The organism is Reyranella soli, assembly GCF_007992495.1.
Taxonomy (GTDB): Bacteria; Pseudomonadota; Alphaproteobacteria; order Reyranellales; family Reyranellaceae; genus Reyranella; species Reyranella soli.
Genome location: NZ_BKAJ01000068.1, coordinates 37,132 through 55,619 on the forward strand (window position 1 = coordinate 37,132; position 18,488 = coordinate 55,619).

The window sequence follows — 18,488 nt, forward strand, 5'->3', positions numbered from 1 at the left end:
AGATTCCCCGGCATGGAACTGCACGATCGCCGTACCTACTACCGCGCCTTCCAAAGCCATGATGCCCGCTTCGATGGCCGCGTGTTCGTGGGCGTGACCTCGACCGGCATCTACTGCCGGCCGATCTGCCCGGCGCGCTGCCCGAGGTTCGAGAACTGCCGCTTCTTCGCCTCGGCCGCCGCCGCACAGGAGGCGAGCTTCCGCCCCTGCCTGCGCTGCCGGCCCGAGATTGCGCCCGACCTCGCCTTCTGGCGCGGCACCGCCAACACGGTGAGCCGCGCGCTGGCATTGATCGCCGACGGCGCGCTCGACGGCGAGGACAGCGACGTGGAGAAGCTCGCCGAGCGCCTTGGCGTCGGCGGTCGCCAGCTGCGCCGCCTGTTCCAGCGCCATCTCGGCGCCTCGCCTATCGCCGTCGCCCAGACCCGCCGCGTGCTGTTCGCCAAGCAGCTCTTGCATGACACGCACCTGCCGATGGCAGAAGTGGCGCTGGCCTCGGGCTTCGGCAGCGTGCGCCGCTTCAACGAGACGTTCCGCGACCTGTTCGGCCGGCCGCCCAGTGCGCTGCGCCGCAAGACCGGTGCCGACAATTCGGCGCGCGAAGGCGTGACGCTGCGACTTGCCTACCGCCCACCCTACGACTGGCCAGGCATGCTGGCGGCATTGTCGTCGCGCGCCGCGCCGGGCGTGGAATGGATCGACGCCAATACCTGGCATCGCCGCATCGATCTCGACGGCAAGCAGGGCCGCGTCGCGGTCGCCCATCTGCCGGCGCGCAATTCGGTGATGGTCACCATCCACTTCCCCTGCGTAAAGGCCCTGCCCGCGATCGTGGCGCGCGTGCGCCGCGTGTTCGATCTCGGCGCCGACATCGCCACCATCGACAGCCATCTGGCGCGCGATCCCAAGCTCGCACCGCTGATCCGGAAGCGCCCCGGCCTGCGTCCACCCGGCGACTGGGAGCGCGAGACCATGGCCGTCGTGCAGGACAACGCCCCGCCCGCCTGGCGGCCGTGGCACGCCTACGCCCACCAACATCTCAGGATGGCCAACCATGGTTGAGGTCCTCGCCCTTCTGGTCGACCGGCTGCAGACGCCGATCGGCGAACTGCTGATCGTGGCCGACCGCGACGGCAAGCTGCGCACCATCGACTGGACCGACCACGAGGCGCGCATGCGCCAGCTCCTTGACCGCTACTACGGCAAAGGCGCCTACACGCTGCAGTCGGCGCGCGATCCGGGCGGCCTGACGAGCGCCATGCGCGCCTACTTCAAGGGCGACATCGGCGCAATCGATCGCCTGCCCATCGACGAGAGCGCCGGCACGGCGTTCCAGAGGAGCGTCTGGCGCGCGCTGCGCCGGATCCCCAAAGGCAAGACCATCAGCTATGCCGAGCTGGCAAAACGCATCGGCAAGCCCAAGGCGGTGCGCGCGGCGGGCCTGGCCAATGGCCAGAACCCGATCAGCATCGTCGTGCCCTGCCATCGCGTGATCGGATCGAACGGCACGCTGACGGGCTACGGCGGCGGCCTGCCTCGTAAGAAGTGGCTGCTCGAGCACGAAGGTGCATTGGCTGCGAAGCTTTTCTGACACCACTTCCGCGGCAAAAACCTTTGATCTATGGTCGCCCAGGGGGAGAGCTCAGCATCGTATTCTGAGCGCGTAATCGTGCTCCCGCCGAATGACGATAGGCGGTGGCCGTGCTCTCCGTCGGTTTGTTTGTGCTCGCTTTTCTTTGCCCGTTGCTCGGCGCCGCCATCGGCAGCGCAGTGCGCCGTCGATTGCCGCAGCATCACCTCGATCGGGATGTCATCGACGTCATCAAGCTCGCCATGGGGTTGATGGCGACGGTGGTCGCGCTCACGCTCGGCTTGCTGATCTCGTCAGCCCCCAGCCACCACGCCATGATCGAGGGCGAGTACAAGAAGATCATGGCCTCCATCGTCGATCTCGATCAGTACCTGCTGGCCTATGGACCCGAGACACAGCCGCTGCGTACCCACGAACGCCACGTCGCCGCCCACACGTTCAAGCGGCGCTGGCTTGACGAGGATTTCGGTCCGACCGGGCCGCCGTCCGAGGACGGGCCCAACCGTTTCATCGACGGCCAGCGCCAGCTCGCGCAGTTGCAGCCCGCCAACGAGGCGCAGCGCTGGTTCCAGCACCAGGCCCTGCAGATCAGCGTCGAGCTCGCGAACCTGCACTGGCTGGTGGTCAGCCAGCAGACCGCAACCGCGCCCCTGGTGCCCATCTTCATCCTGATCTTCTTCTCTGCCATCGCGATCTTCGCTGGCTTCAGCCTCTATGCGCCGCCCAACGCCACGCTCTTGGCCATACTGGTGCTGCCGGCACTGGCGATAGCCGGAGCGACTTTCCTCGTTGTCGAACTGAACAACCCGTTCAGCGGCCTGCTAAAAATATCCAGCCAAGGGGCGCATGGTCTGATGCAGACGTTCGCCCGGTCCTTCTAGTTCAGGCGACAGGTACCTCTCATGCGCTACGGCTTCTACCTCCCGACCCGCGGCCCCACCGCCACACGCACGGATATCCTGAGGCTCGCGCGCGAAGGCGAACGGCTCGGACTGCACTCCGCCATGATCGCCGACCACATCGTCTTCCCGGCGGAGAGCGACTCGCCCTACCCCTACACGCTCGACGGCAAGCATCCCGGCACCGGCGATGCGCTGGAGACCTTCTCGATCCTGGGCGTGGTGGCGGGCGCCACCGAGAAGCTGCGGCTCGTCACCTCCGTCCTGGTGCTGCCCTATCGCAACCCGGTGCTGACGGCCAAGATGGTCGCATCGCTCGACGTGCTGTCGGGCGGGCGGGTCACGCTGGGCGTCGGCGTCGGCTGGCTGAAGGAGGAGTTCGAGGCGCTCGACAGTCCCGATTTCGGGCGGCGCGGCGCGGTGACCGACGAATGGATCGCGATCTTCAAGCAGCTGTGGAGCCAATCGCCAGCCACCTTCGACGGCAAGTTCTACAAGTACAGCGACATACGCTGCGAGCCGTTCCCCTTGCAGAAGCCGCATCCGCCGATCTGGGTCGGCGGCCATTCCAAGGCCGCGTTGCGCCGCACCGCGCGGCACGGCGACGGCTGGCATCCGGTCGGCGCCATCGCCGCCTCGCCGCTGCCGCCGCAGGAGATGCGCGCGCATCTGCAGACGCTCAAGCAGCTGACCGAGGCCGAGGGGCGTGACTTCTCCAAGCTCACCATCTCCTACAAGGCGCCGCTCTACGACACGAACGTGCCGGACCGCGACGGCACCCGCCGCAGCTTCTCCGGCACGCCGGACGAGATCGCGGGCGACATCCGCACCTTTGCCGCCATCGGCGTGCACGAGCTGATCTTCGATTTCCGCGGCAACTCGATCGACGCCAGCATCGCGGGCCTGCAGCGTTTCGCGGCGGACGTGATCCCGCTGGTCGACTGAATCAGACTTCCTCCCCCGTCATACGGGGGAGGATACAGGAGGGGGAAAGCCACAAACGTGGTCTCTCCGATTCAATGATCTGAAATCGGCCGATACCTCGATTGACACCTGCCCCCTCCTCTATCCTCCCCCGTATGACGGGTGTATGACGGGGGAGGAGGTCTGAGCGACGGACCACTGGCGGACAGGAAGGTGAAGACGCCGAACCGCCGGCCGCGCGTCACCGGCACGACCTCGTGCAGGAGCGACGCCGAGAAGACCAGCGCGGCGCCGGCACGACGCGACGCACCAGGCAGTCGCGCAGCTCAACGAACAGCCTGGGATCGTCGAGCTGCGCGTCATGTCGGCGCTTGACCTCGCCATTGACGACGTTGCCTTGCAGGCCGCCTACCGTGTCGGAGACCTTGTCGTTGCGCTGCCAGTAGTCGATCAGCCTGCGGCACAGGACGGGCTCGGCCACGCGCCCGAGCATCAGCACCGGCGCCTTGGCCTGCACGACAGCCGGCCGGCTCGAGGCATAGAGTTTCATCACCCATGCTGCGAGGGCTTCCGCCGTCGGCTGCAGCAGCACTTCGGCGACGCGGCCGGCCGCGTCAACGATGATGGCAAGCGGTTCACTCGATGCGAAGGCGCGGCCCAGCTCCCCCAGCGGTCGAGCAGGCTGCACGGATAGTCGTTCGAGGCGCTCGGCGGCGCTGCTGCCACCACGTGCAGCAGGGTCTCATGGGCTGCAAGCGAGCCGGCCAGCGAGGCGGCGAGCGCCGCTGATGGCGCGCCGAGCCAATAGACTCTCGCCCGGCCGGACGATGTCGGGTCCCAGGAGTCGAACAGGCGTCCTGACGTCAGTGGCAGCGTGATCCGCGGTATCCAATCACCAACGCTGACGCAAGCAGCTGGCTATGATTTAACCATGACGCGCTCAGTATGATCGCGCAACGGACCGCTGAAATTTCATGTTTCTGACTTGGGCCACCGTCTGATCACACGATCGCCACACCTGATGTGCTGTTCATCCCCGTCATCGGGTTGACGGATCGAACCACGCCCTTAGATAGGCATAAGCGCCGCGCCGAACGATCGAGATCATCGTCGGCCATCGACCACTCTCCGCGTGGGAGGCGCATCACGACCAACGGCAGTACCCAACGTAACCTCCAACCAGAGGAGTGTGCGATGAAGATGAATTCCGCACAGATCCAGCAGACCCTGCACACCTTGAATGCTGCGCAGTTGAACGCCGAAGCCATTCCGGCGGAGCATCCGATGATGTCCCAGCTCGAACGCCTGTTCGGCGACCACACCTATTTCCTCGACAGCCGCGGCCTCAACATCGTCGAGCCTGTCGAGGCCGGACACGTCGACGGCCGGGTGGGCGTCGTGGTCAATCTCGCGAGCTGGACCGATGCGAAAGCCGAGAGCCTTCAGCCGCACCAGCCCGAACCGACCGAGACGGTGGTCGATCTCGTGGCCGACGGCCGCCACTGATCCCGCAACCAAGGAGAGCCAACATGAGATCGATGATCGGCTTTTGCGCCGCCACCCTTGCCGCGACCGGCCTCGTGCTCGCGGCGCCCGTAAATGCCCAGACGCAGGCGCCTGCGGCGCCGCCGACAGCCAAGCCCAACAAGACGGTGCCGGCGGACATTTCCGAACAGAAGCTCGACGCCGCGGCCAAGGCGGTCAAGAACGTGTCCACCATCAGGGACAGCTACGAGCAGAAGCTGATCAAGGCGCCGGCCGACCAGAAGGCCAAGCTGGCCGACGAGGCGAGCGACGCCATGGAGAAGGCAGTCAAGGAACAGGGCCTGTCGGTGGAGGAATACACGAGCATCATCGAGGTCGCACAGAACGATCCGACCGTGCGCAACAAGCTGCTGCAGCGGTTGAAGTAGGACTCACGGCTGGGGGCGCGCCACTCCAGTGGCGCGTCATGGTCTTCCGGACCGCCGGCTTCCAGCCGGCTCATGAGCATGAGCCGGCAAGATGCCGGGGGTTCGAAAGAGTATGAGAAGACGCGCCACCTGGAGTGGCGCGCCCCCAGCGCTACAACTTGCCGCCGTGCCACGCCGCGTCGTGGTCACGGTGGACCTGAGTCATGCCGTGCTGGAAGTACGTATCGTAGTACTCGTGCTCGAGATGATGGATCTGCAGCCAGATTCCCGGGGCGTGGATCGCCTCGACATGGGCCGGGAAGCGGCCATGCGTCTCGTAGATGTAGGTGCAGATGTCGCGGGTGCAGTCGATCACATCCTGCGCGTAGGCACTTGCCTCCTTGAGGTACGTCGCGCCGTAGCTTCCGCGATAGATCTTGTCGAAGGTCGCGGCGTCGCTGTAGATGCCGGACGGGCCGAACTTCTCCGCCACGACGGCATCGACCGCCGCCGACATCGACTCGTAGTATGGCGGACAGCAGCCCTTGATCAGATGCTCGCCCTTATGGCGCAGGCCGACCGCATTGGAGCGCAGCGTGGCGTACTTGGGCAGCGGCACGTGCCAGCGCAGCAGGTCCATCAGCTTCCACTTGGGCGTGACGAAATCGAAGCCCAGCATCGGCCCGTACTGCTGGATGAACTTGGGATCGCCCATCAGCACCGGCGGCGACATCGATCCGTGGATCCACGCCCCCAGGCCCATCGCTTCGGCCACCAGGAAGAGGTTCTGGACCAGGAGGTCGGCCTCGATCTGGGTGCGCATCGACCAGACGGCGCCGAGCGGGATCTTGATGTCCTTGTTGAGGAATCCCTTGTCGACCCACTTCTTGACGCCGGCGGGCTGGTAGAAATTGCGGTCGTCGACGATGGTCGGGCGCGCGCCGGCCGGCTGGGTCAGCAGGTACATCATGCCGTTGATGTACTGGTGCGACAGGTCGACGACCGGAAAGAACACGGTGGTGCCCGGCAGGTTGGAGAGGAAACGGTTGGAATCGAGATAGGCCGGAAAGTCGCGATTGCCGTTCGGCACGTCGATGCGCTGATCGAGCAGCTTCACCTTGGCCATCTCGGCCCGCTTGAGCAACTGGTCGGGGTCGAAGGCATCACCGTCGGCCGGCGGCAGCTTGCGCAGGAAATAGGTCCCGCTGTCGTTGATCATGAAGAAGTGCGTGCCCTGGGCATTGTCGGGACTGCCCGCCGTGCGGCCCGCCATGTTGACGTTGGGCTTGGCCATGATCGGCTGGCCGTTGCGCGGATCGAAGAACGGACGGTCGGGCATGCTAAGCCCGGTGCAGCCGGTGGCCGCGATCAGCACTGCCTCCTCCAGCGCCACCAGCGGCGCGCGGTCGTTCTTGCTCTTGTAGCTCATGGCACCGGCGGCGACGTCGCTGCCGCGGCTGACTCGATGGGTGCGCCGGCGCCAGATCGTGTCGATCAGCGAGCGCGTCTTCAGGCTGTCCAGACCGTGCGTTCCGCTCATGGCTTCCCCACTTGTCTCAGGCGGGCTTCCAGCATCTCCAGGACGCCCGCGATCGTGCCCTTCGGTGACGGGCTGTAATGCGGCAGCGCCAGCCGCGTGATGCGGGCGTCGATCACGCTCGGCCGCCCGGATGCCAGCGCCGCGCTGTAGGCCTTCTCGAAATCCTCGATGGTCTCCACCGTGTAGCCGTCGGCCCGGCAGGCGCGCGCATAGGCGGCGAAGTCGGGATTCTGGAACTCGACCAGCGCCGTCTCCTGGAAGGCCTGCAGCTGGAAGAGCTTGATCAGCTTGAATTCGCCGTCGTTGAAGATGACCCAGACGATCGGCAGATTGTGCTCGACCGCCGTCATCAGCTCGAACCCGGAGAGCGAATAGCAGCCGTCGCCGCAGCCCACGACCACGGCCCGCTCAGGGTGCGCGAGCTTGAGCCCGATGGCGCCGTTGACGTGCCCCGCCATCGGTCCGAACGTTCCGGGCTTGCGGAAGTTCTGCCCTTCCTCGAGCTCGATGAAGTAGCCCAGCCAGGCAAGATGGGCACCGGCATCGGCGAGCACGATGCCGCGCGGCGGCAGCAGGCGTCCGATCGTCTGGGCGAGCTGGCCGGGATGAATGCCGCCGGGACGCGGCTTCAGCAGCTCCTTCTCATAGTCGCGGCCATCGGCCTGCGCCGCCGGCCGCGGCCCGACCCTGGCTTCCAGCGCTTCGATCAAGGCCTGCAAGCCAAGCTTGGCGTCGGAGACCAGGGCGAAGTCGGCCTCGTAGGCCTTGCTGATCTCGGTCTCGGAGATGTTGATGTGGATCAGGGTGCGCTTGTCGAACAGGTCGGCGCGATAGTTGAAAGTGGCGTGTTGGTTCAGCGAGTTGCCGATGGCGATCACCACGTCGGCGTCGAGGAATGCCTTCCAGGCGCTGGCATGGCCGCTGTCGCAGAACACGCCGACCGCCAGCGGATGGTTCTCCTCGACGACGCCCTTGCCGTCGAGCGTGGTGAGGAGCGGCAGCTGAAAACGCTCGATCAGCCGCCGCACCTCCGCCTCTGCCCCGCTGCGAATGGCGCCGAAGCCCACCAGGGCCACGACCTTCTTGTTGCCGGCAAAAGCCTTGGCCAGGTAGTCCGCGATCTCGGCGACGCGCTTGCCGTCGGGCCGGACCGGCTTCACCTTGAGCCGCAGGTCACGGTAGTTGGTGACCTCGACGCCGTGGTGCATCAGGTTTTCCGGCACGTGGATGTGCACCGGGCCCGGCCGGCCCGCGAACGCCAGGTTCACCGCCTTTTCGACGACGTCCATCGTCTTGTTGACGTCGGTGAGCAGCCAGCTGCCCTTGGTGGTGGCCTTGAACATCTTGCGCGAATCGGGCGTCCGGTTCAGGCCGGACGTCTCATTGAGCGAGCCCTTGCCGCTCCAGTCGAGCGAGGCATAGCCGGTGATGGCGAGCATCGGATAGGAATCCGACATGGCCACGGCCAGGCCAGAGAACAGATTGAAGGCCCCGGGCCCCGCCGTCGCCCAGCAGACTCCCAGCTTGTTGGTGAACATGGCGTAGCCGCAGGCAGCGAAGGCCGCCGCCTGCTCGTTGCGGGTGATGATCGGCCGGATCTTGGTCGAGTGCTTCAGCGCGATCATGGCGCCCGCAGCATTCTCGCCGGCGCCGCCGAAGGCAGCATCGACGCCGATGCTCTCCAGCCCGCGGAAGATCGCATCATAGACACGCATCGTCCTAGCTCCGTTTGATCTCGAGGTCGTTCCACGGCTTGAAGCCGTTGGTGATCCCGTAGAGCGCCGGGCCCAATCGCGGGAAATGACGCAGCAGCATGGTCACCAGGCTGTTGTTGATCACCCAGTCGATGCCGGCCGCGGTGTAGACGTCCGCCGTGAAGTCCTTGGCGATGAAGCGATCGCTCTTCAGCCGCCGCGACGCCATCAGGATGAATATGCGGAAGGCGGTGTCGCTGAAGCCGAAGCCGGGCGGCGGAGTCTCGCAGAACAGACCGACCATCAGATCGACGCGGTCGACATTGTCCTGTCCGTTGGTCTGGCCGTACAGGCGGCGCAGCTCCTCCGGCAGGCCCGGATGAAGCGGGTTCGCCAGATCGTCGAAGCTCGTGATCGGCTTCTTGTGCAGGAACTTCAGGAAGCGGTTATAGCGTGGCACGCCGCGCTCGCGGTCGCGCACGATGTCGATCGTTGCGAGGTCGACCACCTCGCCGTTGGGACGGATGAGCTCGCGCAGCAAGTTGGGATAGTTGTGCACGGTGATGGCGCCCGGATGGGCGACACCGAAGGAGTAGAAGACGTCGGTGAAGTCCCAGCCATCGCGCTTGAAGACGCCGAGCTCGTCGATGTTGCCGATGACGCCCTCGCTGTTGTCCAGCGTGGCCAGCAGCCGGCCGTCGGTCGCCGAGCGCACCGGCAGGTCGTCGCGCATCAGGGGATGCAGCCGGTAGACCGAGACGAACTCCTCGGTGAGGCAATAGTCGGCGCCGTTGTGGTCGACGCCCGACAGCGGCATGCCGGAGAACGCCTCGTTCTCACTGATGCGGCCGATGGCGCGATACAGCCGCTCGGTCTGCAGCCCCCACCAGTTGGCCTTCATGCCGATCTGCAGTGCCGGATGCGACAGGATGGCGGGCGTCCATTCGACAGTGTGGATCTTGGCCATCAGCGCCGCGTTGACCATGCGCGCGCCATGGAACAGCCGGTCACCGTCCCAGTCGGGATTGTGGCGCTTGAGCTCGTCGCAGATCGCATTGTGCTCGCGCGCGAACAGGGTGTGCAGCAGGCTGAGCCCCGCCCACCAGTTGCCCGAGAAGCCGGTCAGCGCCGTCTCCAGCTTGTCGTCGAGCGCGCTGGGGTCGATCACCAGGTTGTCCCCGTCGAGATAGAGCTTGCCGTCGGGCATCGGCTGGCCGGTCTGCACAAGCTTGCCGTTCTCCAGCCGGCGCTGGGCGCGCAGCCGGTCGGTGGTCTGGCGGTCGCTGCCGTAGATCTGCGAGGCGTCCCACCAGTGCGATTCGGCATTGGCGTAGCTCGGCGGATATTTCAGCTTCCCGCCATTCTCAGCCCTCTCTCGCGCATAGTCGCGCGTCGGGTCGGGACGCGTGCGCCGGATCTTCATCGGGCAGGCGCGCTCACGCCACGGATCGTTGTCGGCGAGGTCCACATGGAGCGGATCTTCCGCGACCGGCTCACCATGATTGAACCAGTCGTGGGTCTCGAACTGGATCCAGGCTGCGGCCAAGTAGTTGAGCGTGGTCGCCGGGATGAAGGTCTTGCGCGCCAGCAGATCGCTGCTGATCAGACGCGGACTCGGCGTCATCAAGGCCGGCCCCTCCTCCGGAAAAGCTTCCTTCAGGGGGATGTTGCGGCCGAACCGGGCGCCCGGGTTGCTCTTGGTGAAATACATGCTGTTGGCGTTCTCGCCACGTCCCGGGTCGCTTGAGCTGCCCATCTCTGGCTTCGACAAGTCATTGTACAGGCCGTCGAGGTTGCGCTGCATGAGGTCGCAGGACTGGAACGGCGGCAGCGTGGCGAGGCCCGCCGGGTTGGAGACCGGGATGATCGACGTGTCGTGCAGGTTCTTCTCCCGCAGCACGACGCGCAACGCGCCAATATTGAAGACCGCCCACCAGGTCGACAGGCGATGCCAAGGCCACACGAGGTTGATGGCCTGGAAGAACCACTTGTAGATGTGCCCGCCGACCGAGGCGTGATCGAAGGGATAGACCACGACGCGATAGATCGCGGAGGCGATCGCCGCCAGGAGGAGCAGGATCCCGCCGGTGCGCACATAGCCGTTGCTGGAGAACACGATCGAGGCAATCAGCGCCGCACCGAAGATCAAGTTGGTGAGTATCCAGCGCTCGATGCGCACCCAACGCGGCGTCGGGCGGGCGGCCAGCGCGATCACCCAGGCGATCACGACGTCGACCGTCCACCATAGCGACATCACAGTGTCGCCGCCCGGATTGGTAACGCGCGGCGGTGTTTGCGTATCGTGGAAGACGCGCTCGATGCTGCCCAGCACGTCGTGGACGCCGAACCACAGATGCAGGGCGAAGAACAGCCAAGCCGCCGTCCAGAACATCAGCCAGCACGGGCCACCGGCCCGGCGCCGCAGGATGAAGGCGCTGATCGCGGGAATGAGCAGCAGGATCGACACGAAGATCGTGTTGATCGTCAGGTAGTACCAGACGTCGGGTGTGCTGGTGCCCTTCCAGGGATTGGAGAGCGGCGGCAGATGCCCACTCGCCAGCCAGCGCTGCATCTGCATCGCCTGGAAGTCGGCAGCCCACCAGGCCCCGGCCATCAGCAGCAAGACGAGAACAACGACGAACTTGAAAAGGTGTCGACTAGGCATGAGGCTCTCCCCTCAGCGTCAAACCGACGGCAGCGTGAAGCTCTTCAGCGAATAGCAAAAGTCTTCTTTGCGCATACTCGAACGCGTTTCAGGAGGTGACAAAAGTCACCGACAGCTCGGGCCGCTCAACGAAGTTCACCGGCGCGCCAGCGATCGCGAATGCCTTCGGCAACGCGATCGGCGAGCGCCATGATCGTCACATAGGGATTCACGCCGGACGATCCGGGGAACAGGCTGCCGTCGGCGACATAGAGCCAATCGAGTCCGTGCACCTTGCCGCGATCGTTGGTGACCGAGTTCTTCGGATCGGTGCCGATACGGCAGCCGCCCATCGGATGAGCGCTGGCGATCGAGATCTTGCCGAGCTTGAGATGACGGCGGTCGATCAGCTGATCCACCTGGTCGCTGTCAGCCTTGTCGATGAGGAAACGGTCCGCTGCCGGCGCATGGACGCGCGCCGCACCTCCCGCGAAGAAGATCTTGGCCGCGATGCGTTGCGAGTCGACCAGGGCGTCGAGCGTGCGCTCCGACAGCGTGTAGTGCAGGACCGGGTTGCCGTCGGCGTCGGGCGTGATGCGATTGCCCTCCTCGGCTTGATCGGAAACCAGCACCAGGATCATCTGGAGACGGCGGAAGTCGGCCATCAGCGCGCTGTGCTCGGCCCCGAACCCAGCCAGGCTCTTGGCCGTGGTGAAGGGGAAGTACATGCAGGTCTCGAGGATGTAGTCGTCCTGCTCCTCGAAGTCGTCGCAGTAGTAGGTCTTGGGGAAGCCGTAGTAGTTGAGGAACGGGTGGTCGTGCTGCGCGATCAGGGTCAGCGCGGGATGGCAGGTGAAGTAGCGACCGAGCGCCGGCAGCGACACCGGCAGGCGCGAATGCGCCATCAGCGCCGAGCTGTGCATGGTGCCGGCGGCCACCACGATGACCTTGGCATGCAGACGATAGCGGCCGGCCGGCCAGGCCGACGGATGGCCGTAGGGCGACGGCGCCACCTCGGCTTCGACCTCGTGCGGCAGGATGCGATGGACGCGGCAGTTGGTGATGACCTGGACGCCCGCCGCCTCGGCCGCCGGCAGCTGCACGCGGTTGGTGCCCTGCTTGGCGCCGTTCGGGCAACCCATGTTGCACATGCCCGAGCCCTTGCAGCCCTTGATGTTCACCGGGAACTTCTTGACCGAGTATCCGAGCGCACGGCAGCCGGCGGCGAACAGCTGATTGTTCTCGTTGATGTCCTCGTCGGACAGCTCATGGACGTTGTTCTGGGCCTTGTAGTGCCGCATGCGCGGGACGAGGTCGGCGATCGTCAGGCCGGGGACGTTCCAGTGATCGACCGAGCGCTGCGGCACCTCGATCGAGGTGCCGGTATAGGCAAGCGTAGAGCCGCCATAGCCGCGCGCGCAGGCCACCGTCAGGGTCTGGTCGCGGTTGGTGATGGCGCCGGACTCGAAGAACAGCTTCTGCGCCATCTCGAGCTCGCCGCCGGTGAACTCCTCGTCCTTGAAGTGCGGCCCCCATTCGAGCACCGCGATGCGGGCGCCGTCGGCGCAGAGCGGCGAGAGGGCGCTGGCCACGGTGCCGCCGCCGGCGCCGGAGCCAATGATCAGGATGTCGAACTCGGTATCCATGGCTCAAGCGCGCCCCGGTAGCCGACGCGCATGCAGCAGGACGTTGCCCTCGAGCTTCGACGGCAGGTAGTTGATCCGTTGCTGGACGCTCTCCTGGCCGTAGTAGCCGAGGTAGATCAGGGTCTTGAGGCCCCAGATGCCGACGCGCACCAGCCGGATCGGGAACGCCTCCAGAAGATGCAGCAGGCTCGCCTGCCAACCGGCGGGCAGCAGCGTCATCCAGCCGAGGCCCAGCAAAAGCAGCTTGAACGCGATCTGCTGCAGGCGCGGGCGCGGCTGTAGCTGCCCGTCGACGGCGTCGACCATGGCGTCGATCGATTGGGCAGAAGCGGTAGCCGTCTCCGGAACGATACAGGTGGCAAGGCGAACCAGGATTCGCCGCTGCCATGCCTTCAGCACGGGTCGCCGTTGGCGAGCGTCCATTCGGGCCTCCGCAGTCTGGACACCTCACGCAATGCTACGCCCCTTACAGGATACTCCCTGCAAGGGTCGGTGGCGAATGCCACACAGACGACCGGAAACGTGCCCTCAGGCGGCGAGCTTGATGCCGAAAGACTGCAGGCTGGGCGTGATGCGCTCGGTGAGCAGCCCGACCTTGCGCAGGTTGCGCACCAGGCCGTCATGCAGGTCGCGGCGGAAGTACTTGCGGAAGGCGGTCTCGTCGCCGCCGGCCGCGCGCTCGCGCCGGAACTGCTTGATCTCGTCGAGCTCGGCCTTGCCGAAGCCCATGTCCTGGTAGGCGCCCAGCGGGAAGATGCCGCCCAGCGTGCGGCTCAGCGCCCACACGGCGAAGTCCTCCATCTCGCGATGCTCGGCTTCGGTCGCCTGGCCGACGATCTCGGGCAGTGACAGCATGGCGAAGCCCATGTGACGCGCCTCGTCCTGCAGGATGCGGCGGCAGACCTGGCGGAGCACGGGATCCTTCGACGATTCGGCCAGCATGCGGAACAGCGACACCGCGAAGGTCTCGGCGACGAGCTGCAGGCCGATCGTCTTGAGGTACCAGGACGAGGTGCTGAGCAGCGTGTCGAAGATCTCCTTGACGTTACCGCCCAGCCCGTAGGTCTCGCCATCCAGCCTGAGCTCGAGATAGCGCTGCAGCACCTCGTTGTGACGCGCCTCGTCGGCGACCTGAGTCGCCTGGAACAGCTTGGCGTCCTGGCCCTGCACGCAGTCGACAAGCTGGCTGCACAGCAGCATGGCGCCATGCTCGCCCTGCACCAGGGTCGAGAGCCGCCAGCGCGTGATGCGGTGGTTGAGCTCGACGCGGTCGGCTTCCGACATGGCGTCCCAGAAACGCGTGCCGTGGATGTCGACAAGGTCGTCGGAGATCAGCCCGCCATCGCCTTCCAGCGGCGCCGCCCACTCGATATCGGTGGCGGCGTTCCACTGATCGATCTTGGCCTGCTCGTAGAGCCGGCGCAGATCGGCCTGCTCGCTGGCGTAGTCGTGGAGAAAGTGCGCCGTGCTGCGCGTATCGACCTGATGTCCGTTGGCCACCCGTTCCTCCATGTCTCTATTTGGGAGGAAGGGTAAACCTAAAACTTGTTAGAAACTAGACCGCCGGATGCACATTGCGCCTGCTCAGTCGCAACAGCGAAGCGGTCGCCCGGTCGTCCTCGGCCGGTTGGTAAACCACGCTGAAAAGCGTCCGGGTCTTGGCCAAAGCCTCGCCGAACCCCTTCTGGTCGCTCTCGAAGGAGTCGAAGCCGCAGCGCAGCATGAACGGCAGCTGGTCCTGCAGCACGCCGCCGGTGGCGCGCAATTCGCCGGTGTAGCCCAGCCGGCCGCGCAGCAGGCGCGCCTGGCTATAAGCCCGGCCGTCGCTGAACTTGGGGAAACTGAGCACGATCAGGCGGAGCCGACCGACATGCGGCGCCAGATCCTCGACCGGGTCGGTGTTGGCGAGCGACACCGCGGGCCAGGCCGGCCGCTGCTGCCAGTCGGCGAACGGCAGCGGCTCGAGGATGGTGGTGCTCCCCGTCTCGCTAAACAGCGGCATAGACTCGCTCCTTGAACGGCTGGGCGCCGATGCGCCGATAGGTATCGACGAAGCGCTCGCCGTCGCTGCGCGCATCGAGATAGGTGTGGACCAGGGCATCGACAGCCTCGACAACCTTGTCGGCGGTCACGGCCGGACCCAGGATCGCGCCTATCGCCGTCTTGCCAAAATCGACGTCGCCACCCAGGCTCAGCTGGTAGAGCTCGACCCCGTTCTTGTCGACGCCGAGGATGCCGATGTGGCCGACGTGATGATGGCCGCACGCGTTGATGCAGCCCGAGATCTTGATCTTGAGATCGCCGATGTCGTGCTGCCGCGCGAGCTCGGCGAAGTGGTTGGAGATGCGCTGCGCCACCGGGATCGAGCGCGCATTGGCCAGCGCGCAATAGTCCAACCCCGGGCAGGCGATGATGTCGGTGATCTTGCCGACATTGGCTTCGGCGAAGCCCAACCGTCCCAGCGCGCGCCACACCGCCGGCAGGTCCTCGACCGCGACATGCGGCAGGACCAGGTTCTGCTCGTGGCTGACGCGGATCTCGCCCTGGCTGTAGGCGTCGGCGATATCGGCCACGCCCTCCATCTGCACGGCGCTGGCGTCGCCCGGCGGCGCGCCGGCGGGCTTCAGCGACGCGGTGACGATGCGGTAGCCCGCCATGCGGTGCGGCGCCACGTTGGATTTCAGCCACAACGCGAAGTCGCGATCTTCAAGCTTCAGTCCCTCGACCTCGGCCACGACGGCCGGGCGATGCGGCAGGGGCGGCGGCGCGAACTGGCGCGCGATCGCTTCGATGGTCTCGGCCGGCAGCTTCAGCGCACCGTCCTTGATCGCGGCATACTCGGCCTCGACCTCCTCGCGCATCTTCTCGGCGCCGATCTCATGCACGAGGATCTTGATGCGCGCCTTGTAGAGGTTGTCGCGGCGGCCATAGCGGTTGTAGACGCGCAGCGTCGCCTCGAGATAGGCCAAAAGCTCGTCGCGCGGCAGGAACTCACGCAGCGTCTTGCCGATCATCGGCGTGCGGCCGAGGCCGCCGCCCACGATCACCTCGAAGCCGACCTCGCCCGCCTCGTTCGCCCACAGGCGCAGGCCGATATCGTGCACGCGCACGGCGGCGCGGTCGTTGGGCGAGCCGGTGATGGCGATCTTGAACTTCCTGGGGAGGAAGCTGAATTCGGGATGCAGCGTCGACCACTGGCGCACGATCTCGCACCAGATGCGCGGATCCTCGATCTCGTCGACGGCAGCGCCGGCATAATGGTCGGCAGTGACGTTGCGGATGCAGTTGCCCGAGGTCTGGATGGCGTGCATGTCGACGTCGGCCAGGGCGGCCAGGGCGTCAGGGGCGTCCTGGAGCTTGATCCAGTTGAGCTGCAGGTTCTGGCGCGTCGTGAAGTGGCCGTAGCCGCGGTCATACTTGCGCGAGATGTCCGCGAGCTTGCGCAGCTGGCGCGACGACAGCGTGCCGTAGGGGATGGCGATGCGCAGCATGTAGGCGTGGAGCTGCAGGTAGAGCCCGTTGGTAAGACGCAGCGGCTTGAACTGCTCTTCGGTGAGCTCGCCCGCGATGCGCCGGCGCACCTGGTCACGGAACTGCTCCACGCGCTCGCCGACCAGCGCACGGTCGTAGTCGTCGTACTGGTAGAAGTGCTTCGGCTGGTAGAAATGGGTATCAGGCATAACGCACCGCATCGGCGGCAATGGCGTCGAAGGTGAGGCCCGAGACGCGGATCTTCTCGCGCAGACTGATCGGTTCGAAGCGGCCGTCGTCGTCCTCGATCACCGCCACCAGGAAGGGATCGATCACGTCGAAGGCCTCGGCGCGGGCGCGCTCCAGCAGGATCTCGCCGGCCCGCTTGTCGCGCGCCACCGCGGCGAGCTCGAACCGCGTCGTCCACTGGCCCGCATCGTCGAGGAACACCACGACGCCGTCGACCAGGCGGTTGGCGGACGCGACCGACAGGTCACCGCTGAGATTCTTCGCCATCAGGACACCTTTGCCAAAGACGGTTGTTCGGCAGCGGCCAATGCGGCCACCTCGCCGACGATGATGAGGCTGGGACCGGCGTCGTCGCGGGTATGAGAGGCCGCGAGCCGCGTCAGGTCGGAGAGACGACCGGTGGAAACACGTTCGTCAGGCCGCGTGCCGTTCTCGACAATGGCGACCGGCGTTGCCGGATCAGCACCCGCGTTCAGCAGGCGATCGCGCACCGAAGCCGCCTCCGAGGCGCCCATGTAGATGGCAAGCGTGTGGCCCTGCGCGGCCAGTGCCGGCCACGTTGCTTCGCGGCTGCCGTCAGCGCTGTGGCCCGAGACGAAGGTGACGGCCGAAGCGAGCCTGCGATGGGTGAGCGGAATGCCGACCGACGCGGCGCAGCCCAGGGCGGCGGTGATGCCCGGCACGACCGCGACCGGCAGGCCCGCCTCGCGCAGGGCCTCCAGCTCCTCGCCGCCGCGGCCGAACACGAACGGATCGCCCGCCTTCAGGCGCACCACCGTCTGGCCGGCGCGCACGCGGCGGACCAACTCGGCGTTGATCTCGTCCTGCGTCCAGCGCGCAAAGCCCTTGCGCTTGCCGACGGCCAGAAGCTCGGCGTCGCGACGGGCGCGCGCCAGAACAGCCGGCGGCACGAGGTCATCGTGCAAGATGGCATCGGCTTCGCGCAGGAGCTGCGCCGCCTTCAAGGTCAGGAGATCGGGATCGCCGGGGCCGGCGCCGATGATATGGGCGATGCCCACCGGCGCCAGCCGGCGGCGGGCGTCGTCGAGCTCGCTCAGCGCGGCGCGGCGGGCGGCGGCATCGTCGCCGGCCAGGGCCAGGAGGGCCGCCGGGCCCTCGACCAGCCGGCGCCAGAAGGTGCGGCGGCGGGCGGGGTCGACGATCAGGGCGTTCGCCTGGGCGCGGAAGGTCGACGCGAGCTTGGCGAGGCTGCCGATGCGCTCGGGCAGCACCGCCTCGATGCGGCCGCGCAGCGTCGCCGCCAAGGTCGGCGAGGCCCCGCCGGTCGAGATCGCCACCACGACGTCGTCACGATCGACGATCGCCGGCAGGATGAAATCGCAGAGCGCCGGACGGTCGGCCACGTTCACCGGTACGCCGAGCGACTTGGCGACGCGCTGGGCCACCGTGTCGTGCTCAAGATCGCCGGTGGCAATGAAGACGGCGGCCGCGCCACGCAGATCATCAACGCGGATGTCGGCAAGCTGGCGCACCGCGGCGCCGGCCGAGCGCGCCAGGGCCGCACGACGGTCGGCGGCAGGCCCCTCGCCCACCACCACGACCTTGCGGCCTGAAAGATTGAAGAACAACGGCAGGTGCTTCACAACACGGCGACCCGCAGCAGCACGTGGAACCCCAGCAGGGCCGCCGCCTGGCTGGCGGCGAACACCCAGGGTCTTGCTCCCGGAAAACGCTCGAAAAACTGGGACATACGCGGGACTCCGGCTGATCCTTCCGATCTGGCGTGTCTTCGCATATTCGCCATGACTTGAATTACCGAAGGTCCCGCGGGACGGAGCATTTCTTGCCACCGGGTGGCCCACGGAAGAAATTTTTCCTCCCCCTTGACGGTCCGCGGACCCTCCCTAAATCAACGTCGTTCCCCGTGCCCATCCCGGGGCGGGGACATCAAACACATCGCTCATTGGAGGATGATGA

The 18,488-nt window shown here is 66.3% G+C and carries 17 protein-coding genes; 6 read left to right on the plus strand and 11 right to left on the minus strand.

All coding sequences use genetic code 11. The annotated features are described in order from the left end of the window. The first annotated feature begins 12 nt into the window (after positions 1 to 12). From RSO01_RS49755 to RSO01_RS18950, 4 genes are all read left to right on the plus strand, one after another. Positions 13 to 1,062, plus strand: coding sequence for a bifunctional transcriptional activator/DNA repair enzyme AdaA (locus RSO01_RS49755; RefSeq protein ID WP_147150752.1), 1,050 nt, complete (start codon positions 13 to 15; stop codon positions 1,060 to 1,062). After that, positions 1,055 to 1,591, plus strand: a complete 537-nt coding sequence (gene ogt, locus RSO01_RS18940) for a methylated-DNA--[protein]-cysteine S-methyltransferase (protein ID WP_147150754.1) — start codon at positions 1,055 to 1,057, stop codon at positions 1,589 to 1,591. Before RSO01_RS49755 ends, ogt begins: the two co-directional genes overlap by 8 nt. A gap of 110 nt (positions 1,592 to 1,701) precedes the next feature. After that, complete coding sequence (locus RSO01_RS18945; protein WP_147150756.1) at positions 1,702 to 2,472, plus strand: bestrophin-like domain; 771 nt, start codon at positions 1,702 to 1,704, stop codon at positions 2,470 to 2,472. 21 nt (positions 2,473 to 2,493) lie between these two features. After that, positions 2,494 to 3,435 (plus strand): LLM class F420-dependent oxidoreductase, encoded by a 942-nt coding sequence (locus tag RSO01_RS18950; protein ID WP_147150758.1) that lies wholly within the window; start codon positions 2,494 to 2,496, stop codon positions 3,433 to 3,435. A 220-nt stretch (positions 3,436 to 3,655) separates the two neighbouring features. Here the strand turns inward: RSO01_RS18950 and RSO01_RS18955 are convergent, their stop codons facing one another. After that, positions 3,656 to 4,102 (minus strand): hypothetical protein, encoded by a 447-nt coding sequence (locus RSO01_RS18955; RefSeq protein WP_147150760.1) that lies wholly within the window; start codon positions 4,100 to 4,102, stop codon positions 3,656 to 3,658. A 506-nt stretch (positions 4,103 to 4,608) separates the two neighbouring features. Here RSO01_RS18955 and RSO01_RS18960 point away from each other — a divergent pair. Next, the gene (locus tag RSO01_RS18960) at positions 4,609 to 4,920 is read left to right on the plus strand and encodes a hypothetical protein (RefSeq protein WP_147150761.1); all 312 of its coding nucleotides are present in this window, start codon (positions 4,609 to 4,611) and stop codon (positions 4,918 to 4,920) included. Between the two features lie 23 nt (positions 4,921 to 4,943). After that, positions 4,944 to 5,327: a DUF4168 domain-containing protein gene (locus tag RSO01_RS18965; protein WP_147150763.1), complete on the plus strand. Its 384-nt coding sequence runs from the start codon at positions 4,944 to 4,946 to the stop codon at positions 5,325 to 5,327. A gap of 151 nt (positions 5,328 to 5,478) precedes the next feature. Here RSO01_RS18965 and RSO01_RS18970 read toward each other — a convergent pair whose 3' ends face one another. From RSO01_RS18970 to cysG, 10 genes are all read right to left on the minus strand, one after another. Next, complete coding sequence (locus RSO01_RS18970; protein ID WP_147150765.1) at positions 5,479 to 6,846, minus strand: hypothetical protein; 1,368 nt, start codon at positions 6,844 to 6,846, stop codon at positions 5,479 to 5,481. Further along, on the minus strand, positions 6,843 to 8,561 hold the full coding sequence (locus tag RSO01_RS18975; protein ID WP_147150767.1) for a thiamine pyrophosphate-binding protein: 1,719 nt from the start codon (positions 8,559 to 8,561) through the stop codon (positions 6,843 to 6,845). Before RSO01_RS18975 ends, RSO01_RS18970 begins: the two co-directional genes overlap by 4 nt. A 4-nt stretch (positions 8,562 to 8,565) precedes the next feature. Then, positions 8,566 to 11,205 (minus strand): peroxidase family protein, encoded by a 2,640-nt coding sequence (locus tag RSO01_RS18980; RefSeq protein ID WP_218037384.1) that lies wholly within the window; start codon positions 11,203 to 11,205, stop codon positions 8,566 to 8,568. A gap of 125 nt (positions 11,206 to 11,330) precedes the next feature. Continuing rightward, complete coding sequence (locus tag RSO01_RS18985) at positions 11,331 to 12,830, minus strand: GMC family oxidoreductase N-terminal domain-containing protein (protein WP_147150770.1); 1,500 nt, start codon at positions 12,828 to 12,830, stop codon at positions 11,331 to 11,333. Positions 12,831 to 12,833: 3 nt separating this feature from the next. Beyond that, the gene (locus tag RSO01_RS18990; RefSeq protein WP_147150772.1) at positions 12,834 to 13,253 is read right to left on the minus strand and encodes a hypothetical protein; all 420 of its coding nucleotides are present in this window, start codon (positions 13,251 to 13,253) and stop codon (positions 12,834 to 12,836) included. Positions 13,254 to 13,358: 105 nt separating this feature from the next. After that, positions 13,359 to 14,330: a ferritin-like domain-containing protein gene (locus RSO01_RS18995; RefSeq protein WP_170303182.1), complete on the minus strand. Its 972-nt coding sequence runs from the start codon at positions 14,328 to 14,330 to the stop codon at positions 13,359 to 13,361. 55 nt (positions 14,331 to 14,385) lie between these two features. Further along, a complete protein-coding gene (locus tag RSO01_RS19000) occupies positions 14,386 to 14,832 on the minus strand; it encodes a DUF934 domain-containing protein (protein ID WP_147150775.1) in 447 nt (148 codons plus the stop codon). Further along, positions 14,819 to 16,510 (minus strand): nitrite/sulfite reductase, encoded by a 1,692-nt coding sequence (locus RSO01_RS19005; protein WP_147150777.1) that lies wholly within the window; start codon positions 16,508 to 16,510, stop codon positions 14,819 to 14,821. The genes RSO01_RS19000 and RSO01_RS19005 overlap by 14 nt, the downstream gene beginning before the upstream one ends. Next, positions 16,503 to 16,817 (minus strand): DUF2849 domain-containing protein, encoded by a 315-nt coding sequence (locus RSO01_RS19010; RefSeq protein WP_147150779.1) that lies wholly within the window; start codon positions 16,815 to 16,817, stop codon positions 16,503 to 16,505. Before RSO01_RS19010 ends, RSO01_RS19005 begins: the two co-directional genes overlap by 8 nt. Further along, positions 16,817 to 18,154, minus strand: a complete 1,338-nt coding sequence (cysG, locus tag RSO01_RS19015) for a siroheme synthase CysG (protein ID WP_147150780.1) — start codon at positions 18,152 to 18,154, stop codon at positions 16,817 to 16,819. Before cysG ends, RSO01_RS19010 begins: the two co-directional genes overlap by 1 nt. Positions 18,155 to 18,488 lie beyond the last annotated feature (334 nt).

Coding starts and splice junctions, on each gene's coding strand:
- RSO01_RS18970 (WP_147150765.1), bottom strand. CDS start 6,846: ATGAGCGGAACGCACGGTCTGGACAGCCTGAAGACGCGCTCGCTGATC.
- RSO01_RS49755 (WP_147150752.1), top strand. CDS start 13: ATGGAACTGCACGATCGCCGTACCTACTACCGCGCCTTCCAAAGCCAT.
- RSO01_RS19010 (WP_147150779.1), bottom strand. CDS start 16,817: ATGGCGAAGAATCTCAGCGGTGACCTGTCGGTCGCGTCCGCCAACCGC.
- RSO01_RS19005 (WP_147150777.1), bottom strand. CDS start 16,510: ATGCCTGATACCCATTTCTACCAGCCGAAGCACTTCTACCAGTACGAC.
- RSO01_RS18985 (WP_147150770.1), bottom strand. CDS start 12,830: ATGGATACCGAGTTCGACATCCTGATCATTGGCTCCGGCGCCGGCGGC.
- RSO01_RS18975 (WP_147150767.1), bottom strand. CDS start 8,561: ATGCGTGTCTATGATGCGATCTTCCGCGGGCTGGAGAGCATCGGCGTC.
- RSO01_RS18950 (WP_147150758.1), top strand. CDS start 2,494: ATGCGCTACGGCTTCTACCTCCCGACCCGCGGCCCCACCGCCACACGC.
- RSO01_RS18980 (WP_218037384.1), bottom strand. CDS start 11,205: ATGCCTAGTCGACACCTTTTCAAGTTCGTCGTTGTTCTCGTCTTGCTG.
- RSO01_RS18990 (WP_147150772.1), bottom strand. CDS start 13,253: ATGGACGCTCGCCAACGGCGACCCGTGCTGAAGGCATGGCAGCGGCGA.
- RSO01_RS18960 (WP_147150761.1), top strand. CDS start 4,609: ATGAAGATGAATTCCGCACAGATCCAGCAGACCCTGCACACCTTGAAT.
- ogt (WP_147150754.1), top strand. CDS start 1,055: ATGGTTGAGGTCCTCGCCCTTCTGGTCGACCGGCTGCAGACGCCGATC.
- RSO01_RS18965 (WP_147150763.1), top strand. CDS start 4,944: ATGAGATCGATGATCGGCTTTTGCGCCGCCACCCTTGCCGCGACCGGC.
- RSO01_RS19000 (WP_147150775.1), bottom strand. CDS start 14,832: ATGCCGCTGTTTAGCGAGACGGGGAGCACCACCATCCTCGAGCCGCTG.